This is a genomic window from Mesorhizobium sp. M1A.F.Ca.IN.022.07.1.1, from assembly GCF_003997575.1.
Lineage (GTDB): Bacteria > Pseudomonadota > Alphaproteobacteria > Rhizobiales > Rhizobiaceae > Mesorhizobium.
This window is the reverse complement of record NZ_RZST01000110.1, coordinates 1-16,208: the sequence shown is the minus strand read 5'-3', so window position 1 is coordinate 16,208 and position 16,208 is coordinate 1. Positions and strand designations below refer to the sequence as shown.

Here is a 16,208-nt window from a genome sequence, read left to right as displayed (position 1 = left end):
GGGTCCAGGCGCCGATGAAGCGGCCGTAGAGTTTGAGCTTTTCGGCGAGATCCGGATTGGGAGCGTCGCTGTGCAGGGCTTCGGCAAAGGGATCGGTCATGGTTGCTGCCTCTTTGTCAGGAGAGGCGAGCAATAGGGGCATGGCGGGGTTCTGGGCTTGGGAAAAATTGCTATTTTTTCGCGATGGCGACGACTGAAAAAAACCTGGCCTCAGGGCATGGCTGGCAGGTATCCGACGTGATCTGCACGGCTCGCGCCGGCGACCGCCCGTTTGAAGAACAGCATCGCGGTTTCTGCGTCGCCGCCGTGACCAGGGGCACGTTCCGCTACCGGACGCGCCAGGGCACGGCAATGCTTGCTCCAGGCGCCATCCTGCTCGGCAATCCGGGCGCCTGCTACGAGTGCGGCCACGAGCACGGCGCGGGCGACCGCTGCCTCTCCTTCCATTTTTCGCCGGCCTATATGGAGCGCGTCGTCGCCGATGTGCCGGGCGCAAGCCGGCTCGGCTTTGCCGACCCACGCCTGCCGCCCTTGCCGGTGCTGGCGCCGTTGCTGGCGCAAGCGGAGGCGGCGCAGCAAACGGGCGACGGCGAGGCGTTCGAGGAACTCGGTCTGCGCATTGCCTGCGCGGTGGTCGGGGCTGCGGCCAATTCGTCCGAGGTTGCCCGGACACCCAGCGCCCGCGACCAGAAACGCGTAGCCGAGGCGGTGCGTTTGATCGAGCTCAACGCCGATCGCCGGCTATCGCTGACCGAACTCGCCGACGGCACGGCGACCAGCCCGTATCATTTCCTGCGCACGTTCCGTCATGTCGCCGGCATGACGCCCTATCAGTTCCTGCTGAGGACCAGGCTGCATCGGGCCGCGGTGCGGCTGTGCGCGTCGAACGAAGCGATCTCGACGATTGCGTTCGATGCCGGCTTCAACGACCTTTCGACCTTCAACCGGAGGTTCCGGCGCGAGATGGGAGAAGCGCCCGGCGCCTACCGCTGCAAACGGGCGGGCAGACGCGGGCATTAGCCAAGGCCGTTCGAGATCGACTTGGCCTGCGAGCTCAAAGTGTGGCTTTGGCCATATCGTCGCAATCAGCGGTATCCATTTGAAATTGCCGCCGAAATTGTCTTTGGAAAAGTGCCGTAGCCATTGGAGTTTCAGCCCGGCTTCCTATATAAGCGGCGAGTGATTCCCGACTGGATTGTGACCTGATTTGACCGACCAGAAGACACCGCGCGGGCCGGAGGGCGGCCCCACCGGCATCGAGCCGATTTCGATCATCGAGGAGATGCAGCGCTCCTATCTCGATTACGCCATGAGTGTGATCGTCAGTCGGGCGCTGCCCGACGTGCGCGACGGCCTGAAGCCGGTGCACCGCCGCATCCTCTATGCCTCGCATGAGAGCGGCTATCACTGGAACCGCAAATATGTGAAGTCGGCGCGCCCGGTCGCCGACGTGATGGGTAAATACCATCCGCATGGCGACGCCTCGATCTATGACGCGCTGGTGCGCATGGCCCAGGATTGGTCGCTGCGCGTGCCGCTGATCGACGGTCAGGGCAATTTCGGCTCGATCGACGGCGACCCGCCGGCGGCGATGCGCTACACCGAGTCCCGGCTGACCAAGGTTGCGCATGAGCTGCTGGAGGACATCGACAAGGAAACCGTCGATTTCCAGGACACCTACGACGCCTCCGCCACCGAGCCCAAGGTGCTGCCGGCCCGCTTCCCGAACCTGCTCGTCAACGGCTCGGGCGGCATCGCCGTCGGCATGGCCACCAACATCCCGCCGCACAATCTGGCCGAAGTCTGCAACGGCGCCATCGCCATCATCGACAATCCGGCGATCGACCTGCCTGCGCTGATGGAGATCGTGCCCGGTCCGGATTTCCCGACCGGCGGCATCGTGCTTGGCCGCTCCGGCATCTACAATGCCTATTCGACGGGCCGCGGCTCGATCGTCATGCGCGGCCGCGTCAACATCGAGGCGCGCGGCAACGACCGTGAATCGATCATCATCACCGAGATTCCCTATCAGGTGAACAAGGCGGCGATGATCGAGAAGATGGCCGAACTCGTGCGCGAGAAGCGCATCGAGGGCATCTCCGACATCCGCGACGAGAGCGACCGCCAGGGCTACCGTGTCGTCGTCGAGCTCAAGCGCGAGGCGGTCGCCGACGTCATTTTGAATCAGCTTTACCGCTTCACGCCGCTGCAGACCTCGTTCGGCGCCAATATGGTCGCGCTGAACGGCGGCAAGCCGGAAGTGCTGACGCTGATCGACATGCTGAAGGCCTTTGTCGGCTTCCGCGAGGAGGTTATCAGCCGGCGCACGAAATATCTTCTGCGCAAGGCGCGCGAGCGCGCCCATGTGCTGGTCGGTCTCGCTATCGCCGTCGCCAACATCGATGAGGTGATCAAGCTGATCCGCACCGCGCCAGATCCGCAGACCGCGCGCGAGCAGTTGATGGAACGGCGCTGGCCATCGCACGACGTCGCTCCGCTGATCCAGCTGATCGATGATCCGCGCCACCGCATCAACGAGGACGGCACCTACAATCTATCCGAAGAGCAGGCCCGCGCCATCCTCGACTTGCGCCTGCAGCGCCTGACCGCGCTCGGCCGCGACGAGATCGCCGACGAGTTGAACAAGATCGGCGCTGAAATCCTTGATTACCTTGACATCTTGTCTTCTCGCGCGCGCATCCAGCAGATCGTCAAGGACGAGCTGATCGCCGTCCGCGACGAGTTCGGCACGCCGCGCCGCACGGAACTCGCCGAGGGCGGGGCGGACATGGAAGACGAAGACCTGATCCAGCGCGAGGACATGGTCGTCACGGTCAGCCATTCCGGCTACATCAAGCGCGTGCCGCTGTCGCTCTACCGGGCGCAGCGTCGCGGCGGCAAGGGCCGCTCCGGCATGTCGACCAAGGAAGAAGATTTCGTCACCCGGCTATTCGTCGCCAACACGCATACGCCAGTGCTGTTCTTCTCCTCGCGCGGTATCGTCTACAAGGAAAAGGTCTGGCGCCTGCCGGTCGGCAACCCACAGTCGCGCGGCAAGGCGCTGATCAACATGCTGCCGCTCGAGCAGGGCGAGCGCATCACCACCATCATGCCGCTGCCGGAGGACGAGACGAGCTGGGGCGAGCTCGACGTGATGTTCGCAACCACGCGCGGCACCGTGCGACGCAACAAGCTGTCCGACTTCGTCCAGGTCAACCGCAACGGCAAGATCGCCATGAAGCTGGAGGAAGAAGGCGACGAAATCCTCGGCGTCGAGACCTGCACGGACAATGACGACGTGCTGCTGACGGCGAATTCCGGCCAGTGCATCCGCTTCTCGGTCTCCGATGTGCGCGTCTTCCAGAGCCGCAATTCCGTCGGCGTGCGCGGCATCGCCATGGCCGAAACCGACCGCGTGATCTCGATGTCGGTGATCGAACATGTAGATGCTTCACCGGCTGAGCGCGCGGCCTATCTGAAGCGTGCGGCATCCGAGCGTCGGCTTGCCGCCGGCGGTGCAGCCGAGGAGGAAGAGATCGCGCTGACCAATGAGGAGATCGGCGAGGAAGCCGAGCTTTCCGACGAGCGCTACGAATTCCTCAAGATGCACGAGCAGCTTGTGCTGACGGTGACCGAATACGGCTACGGCAAGCGTTCCTCGTCCTATGATTTCCGCCTGACGGGTCGCGGCGGCAAGGGCATCCGCGCCACGGATGTCTCGAAAGTGGCCGAGATCGGCCGGCTGGTCGCGACCTTCCCGGTCGGCAACGACGATCAGATCATGCTGGTATCGGATGGCGGGACCGTCATCCGCGTGCCCGTCGATGGCATCCGCTTCGCCAGCCGTGCCACCAAGGGGGTGACCATCTTCAACACCGCCGAAGGTGAGAAGGTGGTGTCGGTCGAGCGGATTTCGGAGCCGCAGTCGGACGAGGAAGCCGAGGAAGCGCCTTCGGGTGAAGCCGACACCGCAGAAGATTCGGGCGAGGGAAATCCCGAATAGCCTTACTGCGCGCCACCGGCCCTTGGCCGGTGCGATCATGGCTGGAAGTCAGCGGCGGTGGTACAGGTTGCGGCCTACGAAGCCATCGAGCCGCTTGGTGTTGGTCTTGATGCGCACCCGCGCCGCTTCCTGGTGCAACCCGAATGCGGTGGCGATCAGCATCACGATGGTCATTGCAGTGGCAAGCATGTAGATCAGCATTTGCGTGTTCTCCTGCGATCACAACGATAAGGATGGTGCTTTGGTTTCATCTCCTGAAGCGGCAAGCTGGTGAATGCTGCGTGAAGCGTTCGTGATTGTCGCATTCGTCTGTCGTTGACGTCCGTGAAAAGGTTCACGACCGGGCGCAGCAATGGGATTTGCCTTTGTCGGAGAGGCTCGCTAGAAGCCTGCCATGACCGAACGCACCGCCCTTTACGCCGGCTCCTTCGACCCGCTGACCAATGGTCACCTCGACGTGTTGAAGGCTTCGCTTGCCGTGGCCGACACCGTCTACGCTGCAATCGGCATTCATCCCGGCAAGACGCCGCTGTTTTCCTTCGAGGAACGCGTGAAGCTGATCGAGGCCGCGACCAAGGCGGAATTCGGCCGCGACAGCGACCGCATCAAGGTCGTCTCGTTCGATGGGCTGGTCATCGACGCCGCCAGGAAGCATGGCGCCTCGATCATCATCCGCGGCCTGCGCGACGGCACCGATCTCGACTATGAGATGCAGATGGCGGGCATGAACGAGACCATGGCGCCGGAGCTGCAGACGGTTTTCCTGCCGGCCAGCCCGTCTGTGCGCACCATTACCGCCACACTTGTCCGCCAGATTGCGTCGATGGGCGGCGACATCCGCCCGTTCGTGCCGGCGGCGGTCGCAGGCGCCCTCACTGCCAAATTCGCGAAATAGTGCATGTCGCCCAAAGGTGGATCCCGGTTTTGGGGCAACGACATGCACCCAAACAAAGACTTTCGGAGAACCTCATGCAGCTGAAAAAGCTTGCTTCGTTGCTTGTCGTGCTTGCCGGCGTTTTGGCGGCGTCCTTGCCGGCCTCGGCAGCCGACAAGGAAAACACCATGATCATCACGCTGAAGGACGGTGACGTGACCGTCGCGCTGCGTCCCGATCTGGCGCCGAAGCATGTGGCGCAGATCAAGAAGCTGGTGCGCGAGGGCGCCTATGACAATGTCGCCTTCCATCGCGTCATCGACGGCTTCATGGCCCAGACCGGCGACGTCAAGTTCGGCAACATGAAGAAGGGTTTTAATCCCGAGGCTGTCGGCACGGGCGGATCCGACCTTCCCGATCTGCCTGCCGAGTTCTCGCAGACCGAGCAATTCACCCGTGGCGTGGTCGGCATGGCCCGCTCACAGGACCCGAACTCGGCCAATTCCCAGTTCTTCATCATGTTCGCGCCCGCGCCGAACCTCGACGGGCAGTACACCATTGTCGGCAAGGTGGAGAGCGGCATGGATCTGGTGGACAAGATCAAGAAGGGCGATGAGGCGGACAACGGCACGGTCAAGGACCCGGACCGCATGATCAAAGTCCGCATCGCTGCCGACAGCAAGTAACTGCTCGATTTTCAAAAGGATTTTCTGACATGGCTGAGATCAAGGACCGCGAGAACGCGCTCATCATGGAAACGACCAAGGGCGAGGTCGTCATCGAAATGTATCCGGACCTTGCGCCCGGTCACGTCGCGCGCATCAAGGAATTGGCGCGCGAGGGCGCCTATGACGGCGTGGTGTTCCACCGTGTCATCGACGGCTTCATGGCGCAGACCGGCGACGTCAAGTTCGGCAACTCCTCGAAGCCGACCTTCGCCCCGTCGCGCGCTGGCATGGGCGGCTCCGACAAGCCGGACCTCAAGGCCGAATTCTCCAACGCCAATCACGGCCGCGGCACCTGCTCGATGGCGCGGGCGCAGAACCCGAACTCGGCGAACTCGCAGTTCTTCATCTGCTTTGACGATGCCTCCTTCCTCAATCGCCAGTACACGGTCTGGGGCCAGGTCATCGAAGGCATGGAGAATGTCGACAAGATCAAGCGCGGCGAGCCGGTGCAGGATCCCGACAAGATCGTGTCGCTGAAGGTCGCGGCCGACGTCAAGTAAGGCATAGTACGATGATGGGCGCAGTCTGGTCCCTGCTCGGCATCCTGTCCGGCGCCTTCATCGCCATCCGGGCGCCGATCAACTCGCAATTGGCGCGCGGCCTCGGCCTTCCGGTCGCGGCCGCCGCTTTCTCGTTCCTGTCGGGCGCCGTCGTTCTCGGTATCATCGCGATCGCCGTGGTGAAGCTGCAGGGCCTCTCGCTCGACTGGAAGGCGCCGGCACCCTGGCTGTTCGTCACCGGCGGCATGCTCGGCGGATTCTACGTCACGCTCTCCACCATTCTCACGCCGCGCATCGGCGCGGCGGCGCTGATGGCCTTCCTGGTCGCCGGCCAACTGATCGCCGGCATGCTGGTCGACCGGGCCGGCTTCCTTGGTGTTGCCGTGCGCGAGGTCTCGCTTGGCCGCGTGGCCGGCGCCGTGCTGCTGCTCGTTGGAGCGCTGCTCATCCGGCTCTACTGATGCGCGTCGATCTTTTCGACTTCGACCTGCCGGAGGAGCGCATTGCGCTGCGCCCGGCGGAGCCGCGTGACAGCGCCAAGCTATTGGTGGTCAAACCGGGCGAAACGCTGCGCGACCGCACCGTCAGCGATCTGCCGTCGCTGCTGAGAGAAGGCGACGTGCTGGTATTCAACGATACCAAGGTCATTCCGGCCCAGCTGAAAGGCATCCGCAAGCGCGGCGAAGCGATGGCGCAGGTCGAGGCCACGCTGCATATGCGGCTCGCGCCGGACCGCTGGCGGGCCTTCATGCGGCCCGGCAAGCGCATCGCCGTCGGCGACCGCATTCATTTCGGCCACGACCAGAATTCCTGCTTTCTCGGCCAGCTCGACGCGACGGTGATCGAGAAAGGCGAGGCGGGCGAGGTGTTGCTCGGCTTCGACCTCTCGGGCGTCTTTCTCGACGAGGCAATGCACGCCGTAGGCCACATCCCATTGCCGCCATACATCGCCTCGAGGCGAGATGACGACGAGCGCGACCGCAGCGACTACCAGACCATCTATGCCAGGGAAGAGGGCGCGGTCGCGGCCCCCACCGCCGGCCTGCATTTCACGCCGGAGCTGTTTGCAGCGCTGGAAGCCAAGGGCATCGAGCGGCGCTTCGTCACGCTGCATGTCGGCGCCGGCACTTTTTTGCCGGTTAAGGCCGACGACACCGCCGACCATAAGATGCACGCGGAAACGGGCTTGGTGAGCCAAGAAACGGCAGACGCGCTCAACGCTGCAAGAGCGCGGGGAGGGCGGCTTGTCGCCGTCGGCACGACCTCGCTGCGCCTTCTGGAAAGTGCTGCGCTTGAGGATGGCAGGATCGAGGCCTGGTCCGGGCCGACCGATATCTTCATCACCCCCGGCTACCGCTTCAAGACAGCTGACATGCTGATGACCAATTTCCATCTGCCGCGCTCGACGCTGTTCATGCTGGTCTCGGCCTTCAGCGGACTGGACGCGATGCGTTCGGCCTATGCGCATGCCATCGAGAGCCGCTACAGGTTCTACTCCTACGGGGACTCCAGCCTGCTTTACCGAGCGGAGACGAGCGATGGACGATGATCTAGAGAGAATGGACCGCGAGGCGCTCATCGCGGAAGTGACAAAGCTGCGCGCCGGTATCCGCGCGCATCGCGATGCGACCGGCCATGATCTCTGCTGGCATCATCCCGACCTCTGGGACCTGCTGCCGGAGAAGACCGAGCCGGCGATCGCCGTGCCGCCGTGGCCGAAATTCATGCGCGGCTGCATCCGCTACCGGCAGTCGCTCGACGAGCAGGCACCCGGCGCCCCGGTGCACGACAAGGAATTCGATGGCTGAGACTTTCTCTTTCAAGCTGCTCGCCACCGACGGCAAGGCGCGTCGAGGCCTCATCAGCATGCCGCGCGGCGAGATCCGCACGCCGGCCTTCATGCCGGTCGGCACCGGCGGCACCGTCAAGGCCATGTATATGGATCAGGTGCGCGGTGTCGGCGCCGACATCATCCTCGGCAATACCTATCATTTGATGCTCAGGCCAGGCGCCGAGCGCGTGGCGAAGCTCGGCGGCCTGCATGAATTCGCGCGCTGGCCGCACCCGATCCTGACCGATAGCGGCGGCTTCCAGGTAATGTCGCTGTCGAAGCTGAGGAAGCTTAGCGAAACGGGCGTCACCTTCCGCTCGCATATCGACGGTGCGCGCTACGAGATGTCGCCGGAGCGGTCGATCGAAATCCAGGGGCTGCTCGATTCCGATATCCAGATGCAGCTCGACGAGTGTACGGCGCTTCCCGCCAAGCCGAAGGAAATCGAGCGCGCCATGGAACTGTCGCTGCGCTGGGCCGAACGCTGCAAGACGGCGTTCGGCGATCAGCCGGGCAAGGCGATGTTCGGCATCGTGCAGGGCGGCGACAGTGCTGTGATGCGCGTGCGTTCGGCGCAGGCGTTGGCGGCGATGGACCTCAAAGGCTATGCCGTCGGTGGGCTGGCGGTCGGCGAGCCGCAGGCGGTGATGCTGGAGATGTTGGACATAACCTGCCCGGAACTGCCGGCCGACAGGCCGCGCTACCTGATGGGTGTCGGCACCCCGGACGACATCTTGAAATCCGTGGCACGCGGCATCGACATGTTCGACTGCGTGATGCCGACGCGTGCCGGCCGCCATGGTCTGGCCTACACGCGCCGCGGCAAGATCAACCTGCGCAACGCCCGCCATGCCGACGATCCGCGTCCGCTGGACGAGGAAAGCGACTGTCCCGCCGCGCGCGACTATTCGCGCGCCTATTTGCATCATCTCGCACGCTCGCAGGAGTCGCTCGGCGCAATGCTGCTCACCTGGAACAACCTGTCCTACTACCAGAAGCTGATGCAGGACATCCGCGCCGCGATCGAGGCAAAAGCCTTCGAGACGCGCGCTGCCGAGATTTCGGAAGGCTGGGCGAGGGGCGATCTGCCGGCGCTATGAGCGCTTTTATGTGCTCACCGAAGTCGCGGCGCGCAGGCTGCAGCCGGTGATCTTAAAGCTGCCGTCGGGCTGCTGTTCGAGCGTGTACACCGCCTCATGGTCCTTGCCGTCGGGCCCGACGATCAGCACCTGCTGGACGATCGAGGCCGGCCCGGTCTGCTCCACCTTGCCGAAGGAATAGTTGTGCGGCCTGCGCACCGGCGCATAGCCGTTGGTCACCATGTTCATGAAGGTGTCGACGGTCGGGAAGATCCGCTTCACATTTGGCGCGGCGAAGCTGTAGGCGGTGGCGCCGTCATCGGCGAGAAAGGCCTTGAGCTGGCTGTCGATGACTGTTTGCGCCGCTTTGATCTCGGCGTCACCGGCGAAGGCCATGGATGCAAGAACCATCGGAACGAGAGCGAGTGCGAACAATACGCGGCGCATGGCCTGCCTCCAGAATTCGCGTGGAACAACTATCATACGCTGGCCGGCGTGCCGTGGTTTCACCGTTTCGCAGATTTCTTGCCTGCATGGATGCCTCCGCTAGGACCTGACCTGAGGTGTTCCCGAACTGTCCTTGGTGGCGTCCCCGTGCCGGTGTGGCATGCCGATCGCGAAGTTGCGGCAAGCGGCCGCCAAGGCGCGTGCAGCCTGATGCTTGAAAGCCCGTCGCCAGTCTGCCACAAGGGCCGCTCATTCGCGAAGACTGGCAGGACCGGAAATGAAGGCATTTTTCGTGCAGATAAAGTGCGATCTGGGCAAAGCCTATGAGGTCGCCAGCGCGCTCGCCGATGCCGAGATCGCCTCCGAAATCTATTCGACCGCCGGCAATTACGACCTGCTCGCAAAATTCTATGTCGACGACGAGGAAGACATCGGGCACTTCATCAATGAACGGGTGCAGATCCTGCCTGGAATCAAGGACACCTTCACCATCGTCACTTTCCGGGCGTTCTGATTTTGCCGTTTGATGCCCGCTCACCGGGCAGGATCTGACCCGGCGTCGCTCCCGCTGCCCTAATCGTAGGCAATTTGCGTAGGACGGCCGCCAGCGCCGCCCAAATCATCGATTGCGCTTGATTTTCTCCAGCCGGGCCAGTGAAATGGCTTCAGAGGGGAGTACGCGATTGGCAGCGTTCGACGAAATGCTTCCGGAAGTCTCCGGATTGAGAAGACCATACCAGGCTTATGATCGCTGGCTGAAGGAACAGGACCCGGCCAGGCTCACCCAGAAAATGGAGGACGCCGAACGCGTCTTCCGCAAGACCGGCATCACCTTCGCCGTCTATGGCGAGCAGGAAGCTTCCGAACGGCTGATCCCCTTCGACATCGTCCCGCGCATCATTTCCGGCCAGGAATGGCGCCGGCTGACGCAGGGCATCGAGCAGCGCGTGCAGGCGCTCAACGCCTTTCTCGACGATATCTACCACCGCCAGGAAATCCTGCGCGCCGGGCGCGTTCCCAAAGAACTGGTGGCGAAGAATGAAGCGTTCCTGCCGGAGATGATCGGTGTGAGACCGCCGGCCGGCGTCTACACCCACATCATCGGCGTCGACATCGTGCGCATCAGCGAGAACGAATTCTACGTGCTTGAGGACAATGCCCGCACGCCGTCGGGCGTCTCCTACATGCTGGAGAACCGCGAGACGATGATGCAGCTCTTCCCGGAGCTGTTCCAGCAGATCAAGGTGCGGCCGGTAGAGAACTATCCGCAACTGCTGCGCCAGTCGCTGGCGGCAGTGCGGCCGCAGAGCGCAAAGGGCGCGCCGACCATCGCGGTGCTGACGCCGGGCAGCTACAACTCCGCCTATTTCGAGCACGCCTTCCTCGCCGACCAGATGGGCGTGCAACTGGTCGAAGGACAGGATCTGCGCGTGGTCGACGGCCATGTCACGATGCGCACCACCGAAGGCTACAAGCAGATCGACGTGCTTTACCGGCGCGTGGACGACGCCTTCCTCGATCCGCTGACCTTCCGGCCGGATTCCGCGCTCGGCGTGCCAGGCATCATGGATGTCTATCGGGCCGGCAACATCACCATCGCTAACGCGCCGGGCACCGGCATCGCCGACGACAAGGCGATCTATTCCTATATGCCCGAGATCGTCGAGTTCTACACAGGCCGCAAGGCGATCCTCGGCAACATCCCGACCTGGCGCTGCTCGGAGCCCGACAGCCTCAAATATGTGCTGGAGCACATCGGCGAGCTTGTCATCAAGGAAGTGCACGGCTCCGGCGGCTACGGCATGCTGGTCGGCCCCGCGGCGACCAAGAAGGAATGCGAGGCGTTCGCCAAGAAGCTGCAGGCCAAACCCGGCAATTACATCGCCCAGCCGACGCTCGCGCTGTCGACATGCCCGATCCTGACCGAGAAGGGGCTGTCGCCGCGCCATGTCGATCTCAGGCCTTATGTGCTGGTTTCGGATCGTATCCAGATCGTCCCGGGCGGCCTGACTCGCGTCGCGCTCAAGGAGGGGTCGCTTGTGGTCAACTCCTCGCAAGGCGGTGGGACGAAGGACACGTGGGTGTTGGATGATTAAAGAGCGAATAGAGAGTAGCGAATAGCGAATAGCGAATAGCGAATAGGGAAAGAGGGGGATCCGACGCAATCAATTCTTACAGAGACCTAATTGTTTGGAAGGTGACCAAACTGACGAAATCGGAAAATGCTGCGATCGATGATCAGGAGCCTTCAACAGAGATCATGAAATCTTTTTTTCGCTACTCGCTACTCACTATTCGCTATTCGCTCGACACCGGAGCAAGCTGACATGCTTCTCGGCCGCACCGCCAACGGTCTCTACTGGATGAACCGCTACATAGAGCGGGCCGAAAACATGGCGCGCCTGGTCGATGCCGGCCTGCGCATGGCGCTGACGCGCACGCAGAACGCGTCGGAGGAATGGAACTCCGTGCTGCTCAGCGCCGGTTCCGACCTGGCCTTCTCGCAGAAATACCAGGACTACACCGTCGCCAACGTCTCGGATTTCCTGCTGCGCGATACTTCGAATCCGTCGAGTACGATGGCCTCGATCGAGACGGCGCGCAACAATGGGCGCATGGTGCGCACAGCGCTGACGCGCGAGACCTGGGAGAGCATCAACGAGGCCTGGATGTCGCTGAAGCGGATGCTGGCACGGCCGATCGACGAGCGCGATCTGCCGACGGTGCTCGACGCGATCAAGCGCGAAACGGCGCTGATCCGCGGCTCGTTCTACGGCACGATGCTGCGCAACGAGATCTTCGACTTCTCGCAGCTCGGCACCTATGTGGAGCGCGCCGACAACACGGCCCGCATCCTCGACGTGAAATATTATGTGCTCTTGCCGTCGATCTCCTGGGTGGGCTCGACACTCGACAATTATCAATGGGAATCGATCTTGCGCTCGGTGTCGGCGCACCGCTCCTACCGGTGGGTGTATGACGCGGACTACAAGCCGACCAACATCGCGGACTATCTGATCCTCAATGTCCGTATGCCGCGCTCGCTGACCTTCTGCTATCGCTTCCTCGGCGAGCATTTGAGATTCCTCGCCGACGACTATGGCGAGCGCCATGCCTGCCACGCCACCGCCGAGAAAATTCAGACGATGCTGAAGAAGGGGTCGATCAAGGATATTTTCGACCACGGCCTGCATGAGTTCCTGGCGGAATTCATTCGTGACAACACTAGGCTGGGGGATGAGATCGCCCTGGACTACCGGTTCTACTGAGCGCTGGAGAGACAGGCGCCATGCGGCTCAAGATCACACACCGGACCGAGTACCGCTACGATGCACCGGTGCAGTACCTGTTGCAGCGACTGCGCCTGATGCCGGTCAGCGGATCGAATCAGACGGTTGCGTCCTGGGTGATCAAGATCGACGGCGCGCGAGAGGAGGTTCGCTTCACGGACCATTTCGGCAATGACACGCGGCTGGTGAGCGCCGAGGGCGGCCAGCACACCATCATAGTCGAGGCGGCGGGCGAGGTGACGACGCGCGACACCGCCGGTGTGTCCGGTGCGCATCATGGTTTCGCGCCGCTCTGGCTGTTCAGCCAGCAAACGCCGCTTACGACCGTCGGCGACGGCATTCGCGACCTGGCCGCGTCGGTCGGGGAGGGGACGGATATCGACAGGCTGCACAAGCTGATGGGCGCGATCCGGGAGCGCGTCGCCTATAAGCCCGGGACGACCAGCGCCGTGACGCCGGCGGAAGAAGCGCTGACGCTCAAGGCCGGTGTCTGCCAGGATCACAGCCACATCTTCACCGCCGTGGCGCGCGTGATGGGCTTCCCCGCGCGCTATATCAGCGGCTATCTGATGATGGATGCCTCGGTCGAGCAGGCGGCAAGCCATGCCTGGGCCGAGGCGCATGTGCCGGGCTTAGGGTGGGTTGCCTTTGATCCCGCCAACGGTATCTCTCCCGACGAACGCTATGTAAGAGTGGCGACGGGTCGGGACTATCGCGATGCCTCGCCTGTGTCGGGAATACTGCTGGGGCAAGCGGAAGAGAAGCTTGCCGTCACCGTCACGGTAGAGCAGTAGTCTCTGCCAAGATTCACCAGAAGAGCGACCATGACCTATTGCGTCGGCCTCAAGATCGATCGTGGACTCGTGTTCATGTCGGACACGCGCACCAATGCCGGCATGGATTCGATTTCGACCTTTAGGAAAATGCATGTCTGGGAAGAGCCTGGCGAGCGCGTCATCGTGCTGATGTCTGCAGGCAATCTTGCCACGACGCAAGCCGTGGTCAGCCTGCTGGACGAGCGCAACAAGGCGGCCGGCGACCGTCACGAGAAGCTGCTCGAGACCCCGTCAATGTACCAGACGGTGCGTCTGGTCGGCGAGACGGTGAAAGAGGTGATCGCACACTCTTCGCCCGCCGGCGATCAGGCGGATTCCTATTTCAACGCCTCCTTCATCCTCGGCGGCCAAATCAAGGGCAGCCAACCCCGGCTGTTCATGATCTATCCCGAGGGCAATTTCATCGAGTCGACCGACGACACGCCATTCTTCCAGATCGGCGAGACCAAATACGGCAAGCCGATCATCATCCGTGCCTATGACCGCACGATGAGCCTGGCCGAGACGGTGAAGCTGCTGTTGGTCTCCTTCGACTCGACGCTGAAGTCGAACCTGTCGGTCGGCCTGCCGCTCGACCTGCTCTTCCTGGAACTGGATGCTTTCAAGGTCGGCCTGAAGAAGCGGATCGGTCATGACGACCAATATTACCGAACCATATCGGATGGCTGGTCCAACGCGCTAAAGGCGGCCTTCGCCAGCCTGCCCGATTTTCCCGGCTAGGGCGTTCGCCTACGAAGCGGATGCCTCATTATATTTAACATGTTAATTAAAAGTCGAAGTGGCGGGCCGATCAAGGTCCGGCAGCTGCTGAGAGGATACATGGACAAGAAAGAATTCCGCGATTGGTCGAGGCGAGCCGCGGATTGGGGCGTGGACTACCGGTCCAGCCTGCGCGATCGTCCGGTGCGGCCGGCGATCGCGCCCGGCGACATATTCAGGAGCATCGAAGAGTCGCCGCCCGAGACGGCCGAGCCGATGGAAAAAATCTTCGCCGATTTCGAAACGAAGATCGTGCCCGGGATGACGCATTGGCAGCATCCGCGCTTCTTCGCCTATTTCCCGGCCATCGCGGCGCCGGTCTCGGTGGTGGCCGAGTATCTCGTCTCGGCGATGGCCGCGCAGTGCATGCTGTGGCAGACCTCGCCGGCGGCGACAGAACTCGAGACGCGCATCGTCGACTGGATGCGCCAAGCGCTGGGCCTGCCCGAAGGATTCTCCGGTGTCATTCAGGATTCGGCTTCGTCGGCGACGCTTGCCGCGGTGCTCACCATGCGCGAGCGGGCGCTTGACTGGCAGGGAAACAGACAAGGTCTCGCCGGCCAGGCGAAGCTGCGTGTCTATTGCTCCAACCAGGTTCACACCTCGATCGACCGAGCGATCTGGGTCGCCGGCATCGGCGAGGAGAATCTCATCCGTATCCCGGTAACCGGTCGTTTTCGCGCGATGGACACGCCGGCGCTCGAGGCGGCAATTGTCGCCGATCGCGAGGCCGGCCTGCTGCCGGCGGGCATTGTCGCCTGCGTCGGCGGCACCAGCACCGGCGGCACCGACGACATCGCTGCCGTAGCGGCCGTGGCGAAGCGGCACGGCCTTTACCTGCACGTCGATGCGGCCTGGGCCGGGTCGGCAATGATCTGCCCGGAGTACCGGCATTTCTGGGCCGGTGTCGAGAGCGCCGATTCCATCGTCTTCAATCCGCACAAATGGCTCGGCGCGCAATTCGACTGCTCGATCCAGTTCGTCAGCCAACCGGAAGACCTTGTGCGCACGCTGGCCATCAAGCCGGACTATCTCAAGACCAGAGGTCATGACGGCATCATCAATTATTCGGAATGGTCGGTGCCGCTTGGCCGCCGCTTCCGTGCGCTGAAACTCTGGTTCCTGCTGCGCGCCCACGGACTGGAAGGATTGCGCAAGATGATCCGAAACCATGTAGCCTGGAGCGAGGGGCTTGCCGCACGCCTGGCCGGGGAAGCGGATTTCGAGCTCGTCACCGAGCCGATGTTGTCGCTGTTCTCGTTCCGCCATCGCGCTCCTCAGGGTGCCGATCCAGACGAGCACAATTTGCGTCTCGTCGATGCCATCAACACGGACGGACGCATCTATTTGACGCAGACGCGCGTCGATGGTCGGGTGGCGATCCGCTTTCAGGCAGGACAGTTCGAGACCACGGCCGGCGATATTGATGCGGCCTTCGATGTCGTCACAGAGATTGCGCGCCGGCTTACCATTGAGGCAACGAACTGATTGCAGACCGGTTTGCCTTTGCGAGAAGGTGAATTTCCTTGGCCGGCTGTCCCTTTCCATCACTTTCGTTTTCCGATATAGACGGAAAAAACGAAAATGAAGGATAGCGGATGTTCCTTTCGCCCCGTCACGCCGAGATCATCCAGATGGCGAAGGACAACGGCCGGGTGCTGGTCGACGATCTGGCGACACATTTCAGCGTGACGCCGCAGACCATCCGCAAGGACCTCAACGATCTCTGTGACCAGCGGCTGCTGACGCGCATCCATGGCGGGGCGCTGTTCCCGTCCGGCATCGAGAACATGGAATACGAGGCGCGGCGCAAAATCGCTGCCGATGAGAAGGAGGCGATCGGCCGCGCGGCGGCCAGGCT

At 62.7% G+C, this 16,208-nt stretch carries 18 protein-coding genes; 16 read left to right on the top strand and 2 right to left on the bottom strand.

What is annotated here, in order from left to right; translation table 11 throughout:
- Positions 1-183: 183 nt before the first annotated feature.
- Positions 184-1,020 carry an AraC family transcriptional regulator gene (locus EOA75_RS14725; RefSeq protein ID WP_127216435.1) on the top strand — a complete coding sequence of 279 codons (837 nt, stop codon included), beginning with the start codon at positions 184-186 and terminating at the stop codon, positions 1,018-1,020.
- 187 nt (positions 1,021-1,207) lie between these two features.
- Entirely contained in the window at positions 1,208-4,003 is a 2,796-nt protein-coding gene (gyrA, locus tag EOA75_RS14720) for a DNA gyrase subunit A (RefSeq protein ID WP_067319763.1), read from the top strand.
- Positions 4,004-4,051: 48 nt separating this feature from the next.
- Here gyrA and EOA75_RS14715 read toward each other — a convergent pair whose 3' ends face one another.
- Entirely contained in the window at positions 4,052-4,204 is a 153-nt protein-coding gene (locus tag EOA75_RS14715) for a hypothetical protein (RefSeq protein WP_082953674.1), read from the bottom strand.
- 193 nt (positions 4,205-4,397) lie between these two features.
- On the opposite strand from EOA75_RS14715, the gene coaD reads away from it, so the two are divergent.
- From coaD to tgt, 7 genes are all read left to right on the top strand, one after another.
- Positions 4,398-4,898, top strand: coding sequence for a pantetheine-phosphate adenylyltransferase (coaD, locus tag EOA75_RS14710; protein ID WP_095780560.1), 501 nt, complete (start codon positions 4,398-4,400; stop codon positions 4,896-4,898).
- Between the two features lie 167 nt (positions 4,899-5,065).
- Complete coding sequence (locus tag EOA75_RS14705) at positions 5,066-5,563, top strand: peptidylprolyl isomerase (protein ID WP_245307383.1); 498 nt, start codon at positions 5,066-5,068, stop codon at positions 5,561-5,563.
- Positions 5,564-5,592: 29 nt separating this feature from the next.
- The gene (locus tag EOA75_RS14700) at positions 5,593-6,105 is read left to right on the top strand and encodes a peptidylprolyl isomerase (protein ID WP_066992487.1); all 513 of its coding nucleotides are present in this window, start codon (positions 5,593-5,595) and stop codon (positions 6,103-6,105) included.
- Between the two features lie 11 nt (positions 6,106-6,116).
- Entirely contained in the window at positions 6,117-6,566 is a 450-nt protein-coding gene (locus tag EOA75_RS14695) for a DMT family transporter (protein ID WP_127324530.1), read from the top strand.
- Positions 6,566-7,654, top strand: coding sequence for a tRNA preQ1(34) S-adenosylmethionine ribosyltransferase-isomerase QueA (gene queA / locus EOA75_RS14690; RefSeq protein ID WP_095800791.1), 1,089 nt, complete (start codon positions 6,566-6,568; stop codon positions 7,652-7,654). Before EOA75_RS14695 ends, queA begins: the two co-directional genes overlap by 1 nt.
- The gene (locus EOA75_RS14685; RefSeq protein WP_095780556.1) at positions 7,644-7,913 is read left to right on the top strand and encodes a hypothetical protein; all 270 of its coding nucleotides are present in this window, start codon (positions 7,644-7,646) and stop codon (positions 7,911-7,913) included. The genes queA and EOA75_RS14685 overlap by 11 nt, the downstream gene beginning before the upstream one ends.
- Complete coding sequence (gene tgt / locus EOA75_RS14680; RefSeq protein WP_127324529.1) at positions 7,906-9,036, top strand: tRNA guanosine(34) transglycosylase Tgt; 1,131 nt, start codon at positions 7,906-7,908, stop codon at positions 9,034-9,036. Before EOA75_RS14685 ends, tgt begins: the two co-directional genes overlap by 8 nt.
- Positions 9,037-9,042: 6 nt before the next feature.
- Here the strand turns inward: tgt and EOA75_RS14675 are convergent, their stop codons facing one another.
- A complete protein-coding gene (locus EOA75_RS14675; protein ID WP_127324528.1) occupies positions 9,043-9,462 on the bottom strand; it encodes a DUF4864 domain-containing protein in 420 nt (139 codons plus the stop codon).
- A 277-nt stretch (positions 9,463-9,739) separates the two neighbouring features.
- Here EOA75_RS14675 and EOA75_RS14670 point away from each other — a divergent pair, with 277 nt between their 5' ends.
- The 7 genes from EOA75_RS14670 to EOA75_RS14640 all read left to right on the top strand — a co-directional run.
- On the top strand, positions 9,740-9,976 hold the full coding sequence (locus EOA75_RS14670) for an Lrp/AsnC ligand binding domain-containing protein (RefSeq protein ID WP_066992504.1): 237 nt from the start codon (positions 9,740-9,742) through the stop codon (positions 9,974-9,976).
- Between the two features lie 169 nt (positions 9,977-10,145).
- Positions 10,146-11,558 carry a circularly permuted type 2 ATP-grasp protein gene (locus tag EOA75_RS14665; protein WP_066992507.1) on the top strand — a complete coding sequence of 471 codons (1,413 nt, stop codon included), beginning with the start codon at positions 10,146-10,148 and terminating at the stop codon, positions 11,556-11,558.
- Between the two features lie 231 nt (positions 11,559-11,789).
- A complete protein-coding gene (locus EOA75_RS14660) occupies positions 11,790-12,731 on the top strand; it encodes an alpha-E domain-containing protein (RefSeq protein ID WP_127324527.1) in 942 nt (313 codons plus the stop codon).
- 20 nt (positions 12,732-12,751) lie between these two features.
- On the top strand, positions 12,752-13,546 hold the full coding sequence (locus EOA75_RS14655; protein WP_127216941.1) for a transglutaminase family protein: 795 nt from the start codon (positions 12,752-12,754) through the stop codon (positions 13,544-13,546).
- A gap of 30 nt (positions 13,547-13,576) precedes the next feature.
- A complete protein-coding gene (locus EOA75_RS14650) occupies positions 13,577-14,308 on the top strand; it encodes a peptidase (RefSeq protein ID WP_066992517.1) in 732 nt (243 codons plus the stop codon).
- 99 nt (positions 14,309-14,407) lie between these two features.
- Positions 14,408-15,835 carry a pyridoxal-dependent decarboxylase gene (locus tag EOA75_RS14645; RefSeq protein ID WP_127324526.1) on the top strand — a complete coding sequence of 476 codons (1,428 nt, stop codon included), beginning with the start codon at positions 14,408-14,410 and terminating at the stop codon, positions 15,833-15,835.
- 110 nt (positions 15,836-15,945) lie between these two features.
- The coding region (locus EOA75_RS14640) for a DeoR family transcriptional regulator (RefSeq protein ID WP_164747390.1) at positions 15,946-16,208 on the top strand (263 nt) is incomplete at its 3' end.

Excerpts from the sequence above, each read along its gene's own strand:
- EOA75_RS14725 (WP_127216435.1), top strand. The coding sequence starts at position 184 with ATGGCGACGACTGAAAAAAACCTGGCCTCAGGGCATGGCTGGCAGGTA.
- EOA75_RS14715 (WP_082953674.1), bottom strand. The coding sequence starts at position 4,204 with ATGCTGATCTACATGCTTGCCACTGCAATGACCATCGTGATGCTGATC.
- coaD (WP_095780560.1), top strand. The coding sequence starts at position 4,398 with ATGACCGAACGCACCGCCCTTTACGCCGGCTCCTTCGACCCGCTGACC.
- EOA75_RS14705 (WP_245307383.1), top strand. The coding sequence starts at position 5,066 with ATGATCATCACGCTGAAGGACGGTGACGTGACCGTCGCGCTGCGTCCC.
- EOA75_RS14700 (WP_066992487.1), top strand. The coding sequence starts at position 5,593 with ATGGCTGAGATCAAGGACCGCGAGAACGCGCTCATCATGGAAACGACC.
- EOA75_RS14695 (WP_127324530.1), top strand. The coding sequence starts at position 6,117 with ATGATGGGCGCAGTCTGGTCCCTGCTCGGCATCCTGTCCGGCGCCTTC.
- queA (WP_095800791.1), top strand. The coding sequence starts at position 6,566 with ATGCGCGTCGATCTTTTCGACTTCGACCTGCCGGAGGAGCGCATTGCG.
- EOA75_RS14685 (WP_095780556.1), top strand. The coding sequence starts at position 7,644 with ATGGACGATGATCTAGAGAGAATGGACCGCGAGGCGCTCATCGCGGAA.
- tgt (WP_127324529.1), top strand. The coding sequence starts at position 7,906 with ATGGCTGAGACTTTCTCTTTCAAGCTGCTCGCCACCGACGGCAAGGCG.
- EOA75_RS14675 (WP_127324528.1), bottom strand. The coding sequence starts at position 9,462 with ATGCGCCGCGTATTGTTCGCACTCGCTCTCGTTCCGATGGTTCTTGCA.
- EOA75_RS14670 (WP_066992504.1), top strand. The coding sequence starts at position 9,740 with ATGAAGGCATTTTTCGTGCAGATAAAGTGCGATCTGGGCAAAGCCTAT.
- EOA75_RS14660 (WP_127324527.1), top strand. The coding sequence starts at position 11,790 with ATGCTTCTCGGCCGCACCGCCAACGGTCTCTACTGGATGAACCGCTAC.
- EOA75_RS14655 (WP_127216941.1), top strand. The coding sequence starts at position 12,752 with ATGCGGCTCAAGATCACACACCGGACCGAGTACCGCTACGATGCACCG.
- EOA75_RS14650 (WP_066992517.1), top strand. The coding sequence starts at position 13,577 with ATGACCTATTGCGTCGGCCTCAAGATCGATCGTGGACTCGTGTTCATG.
- EOA75_RS14645 (WP_127324526.1), top strand. The coding sequence starts at position 14,408 with ATGGACAAGAAAGAATTCCGCGATTGGTCGAGGCGAGCCGCGGATTGG.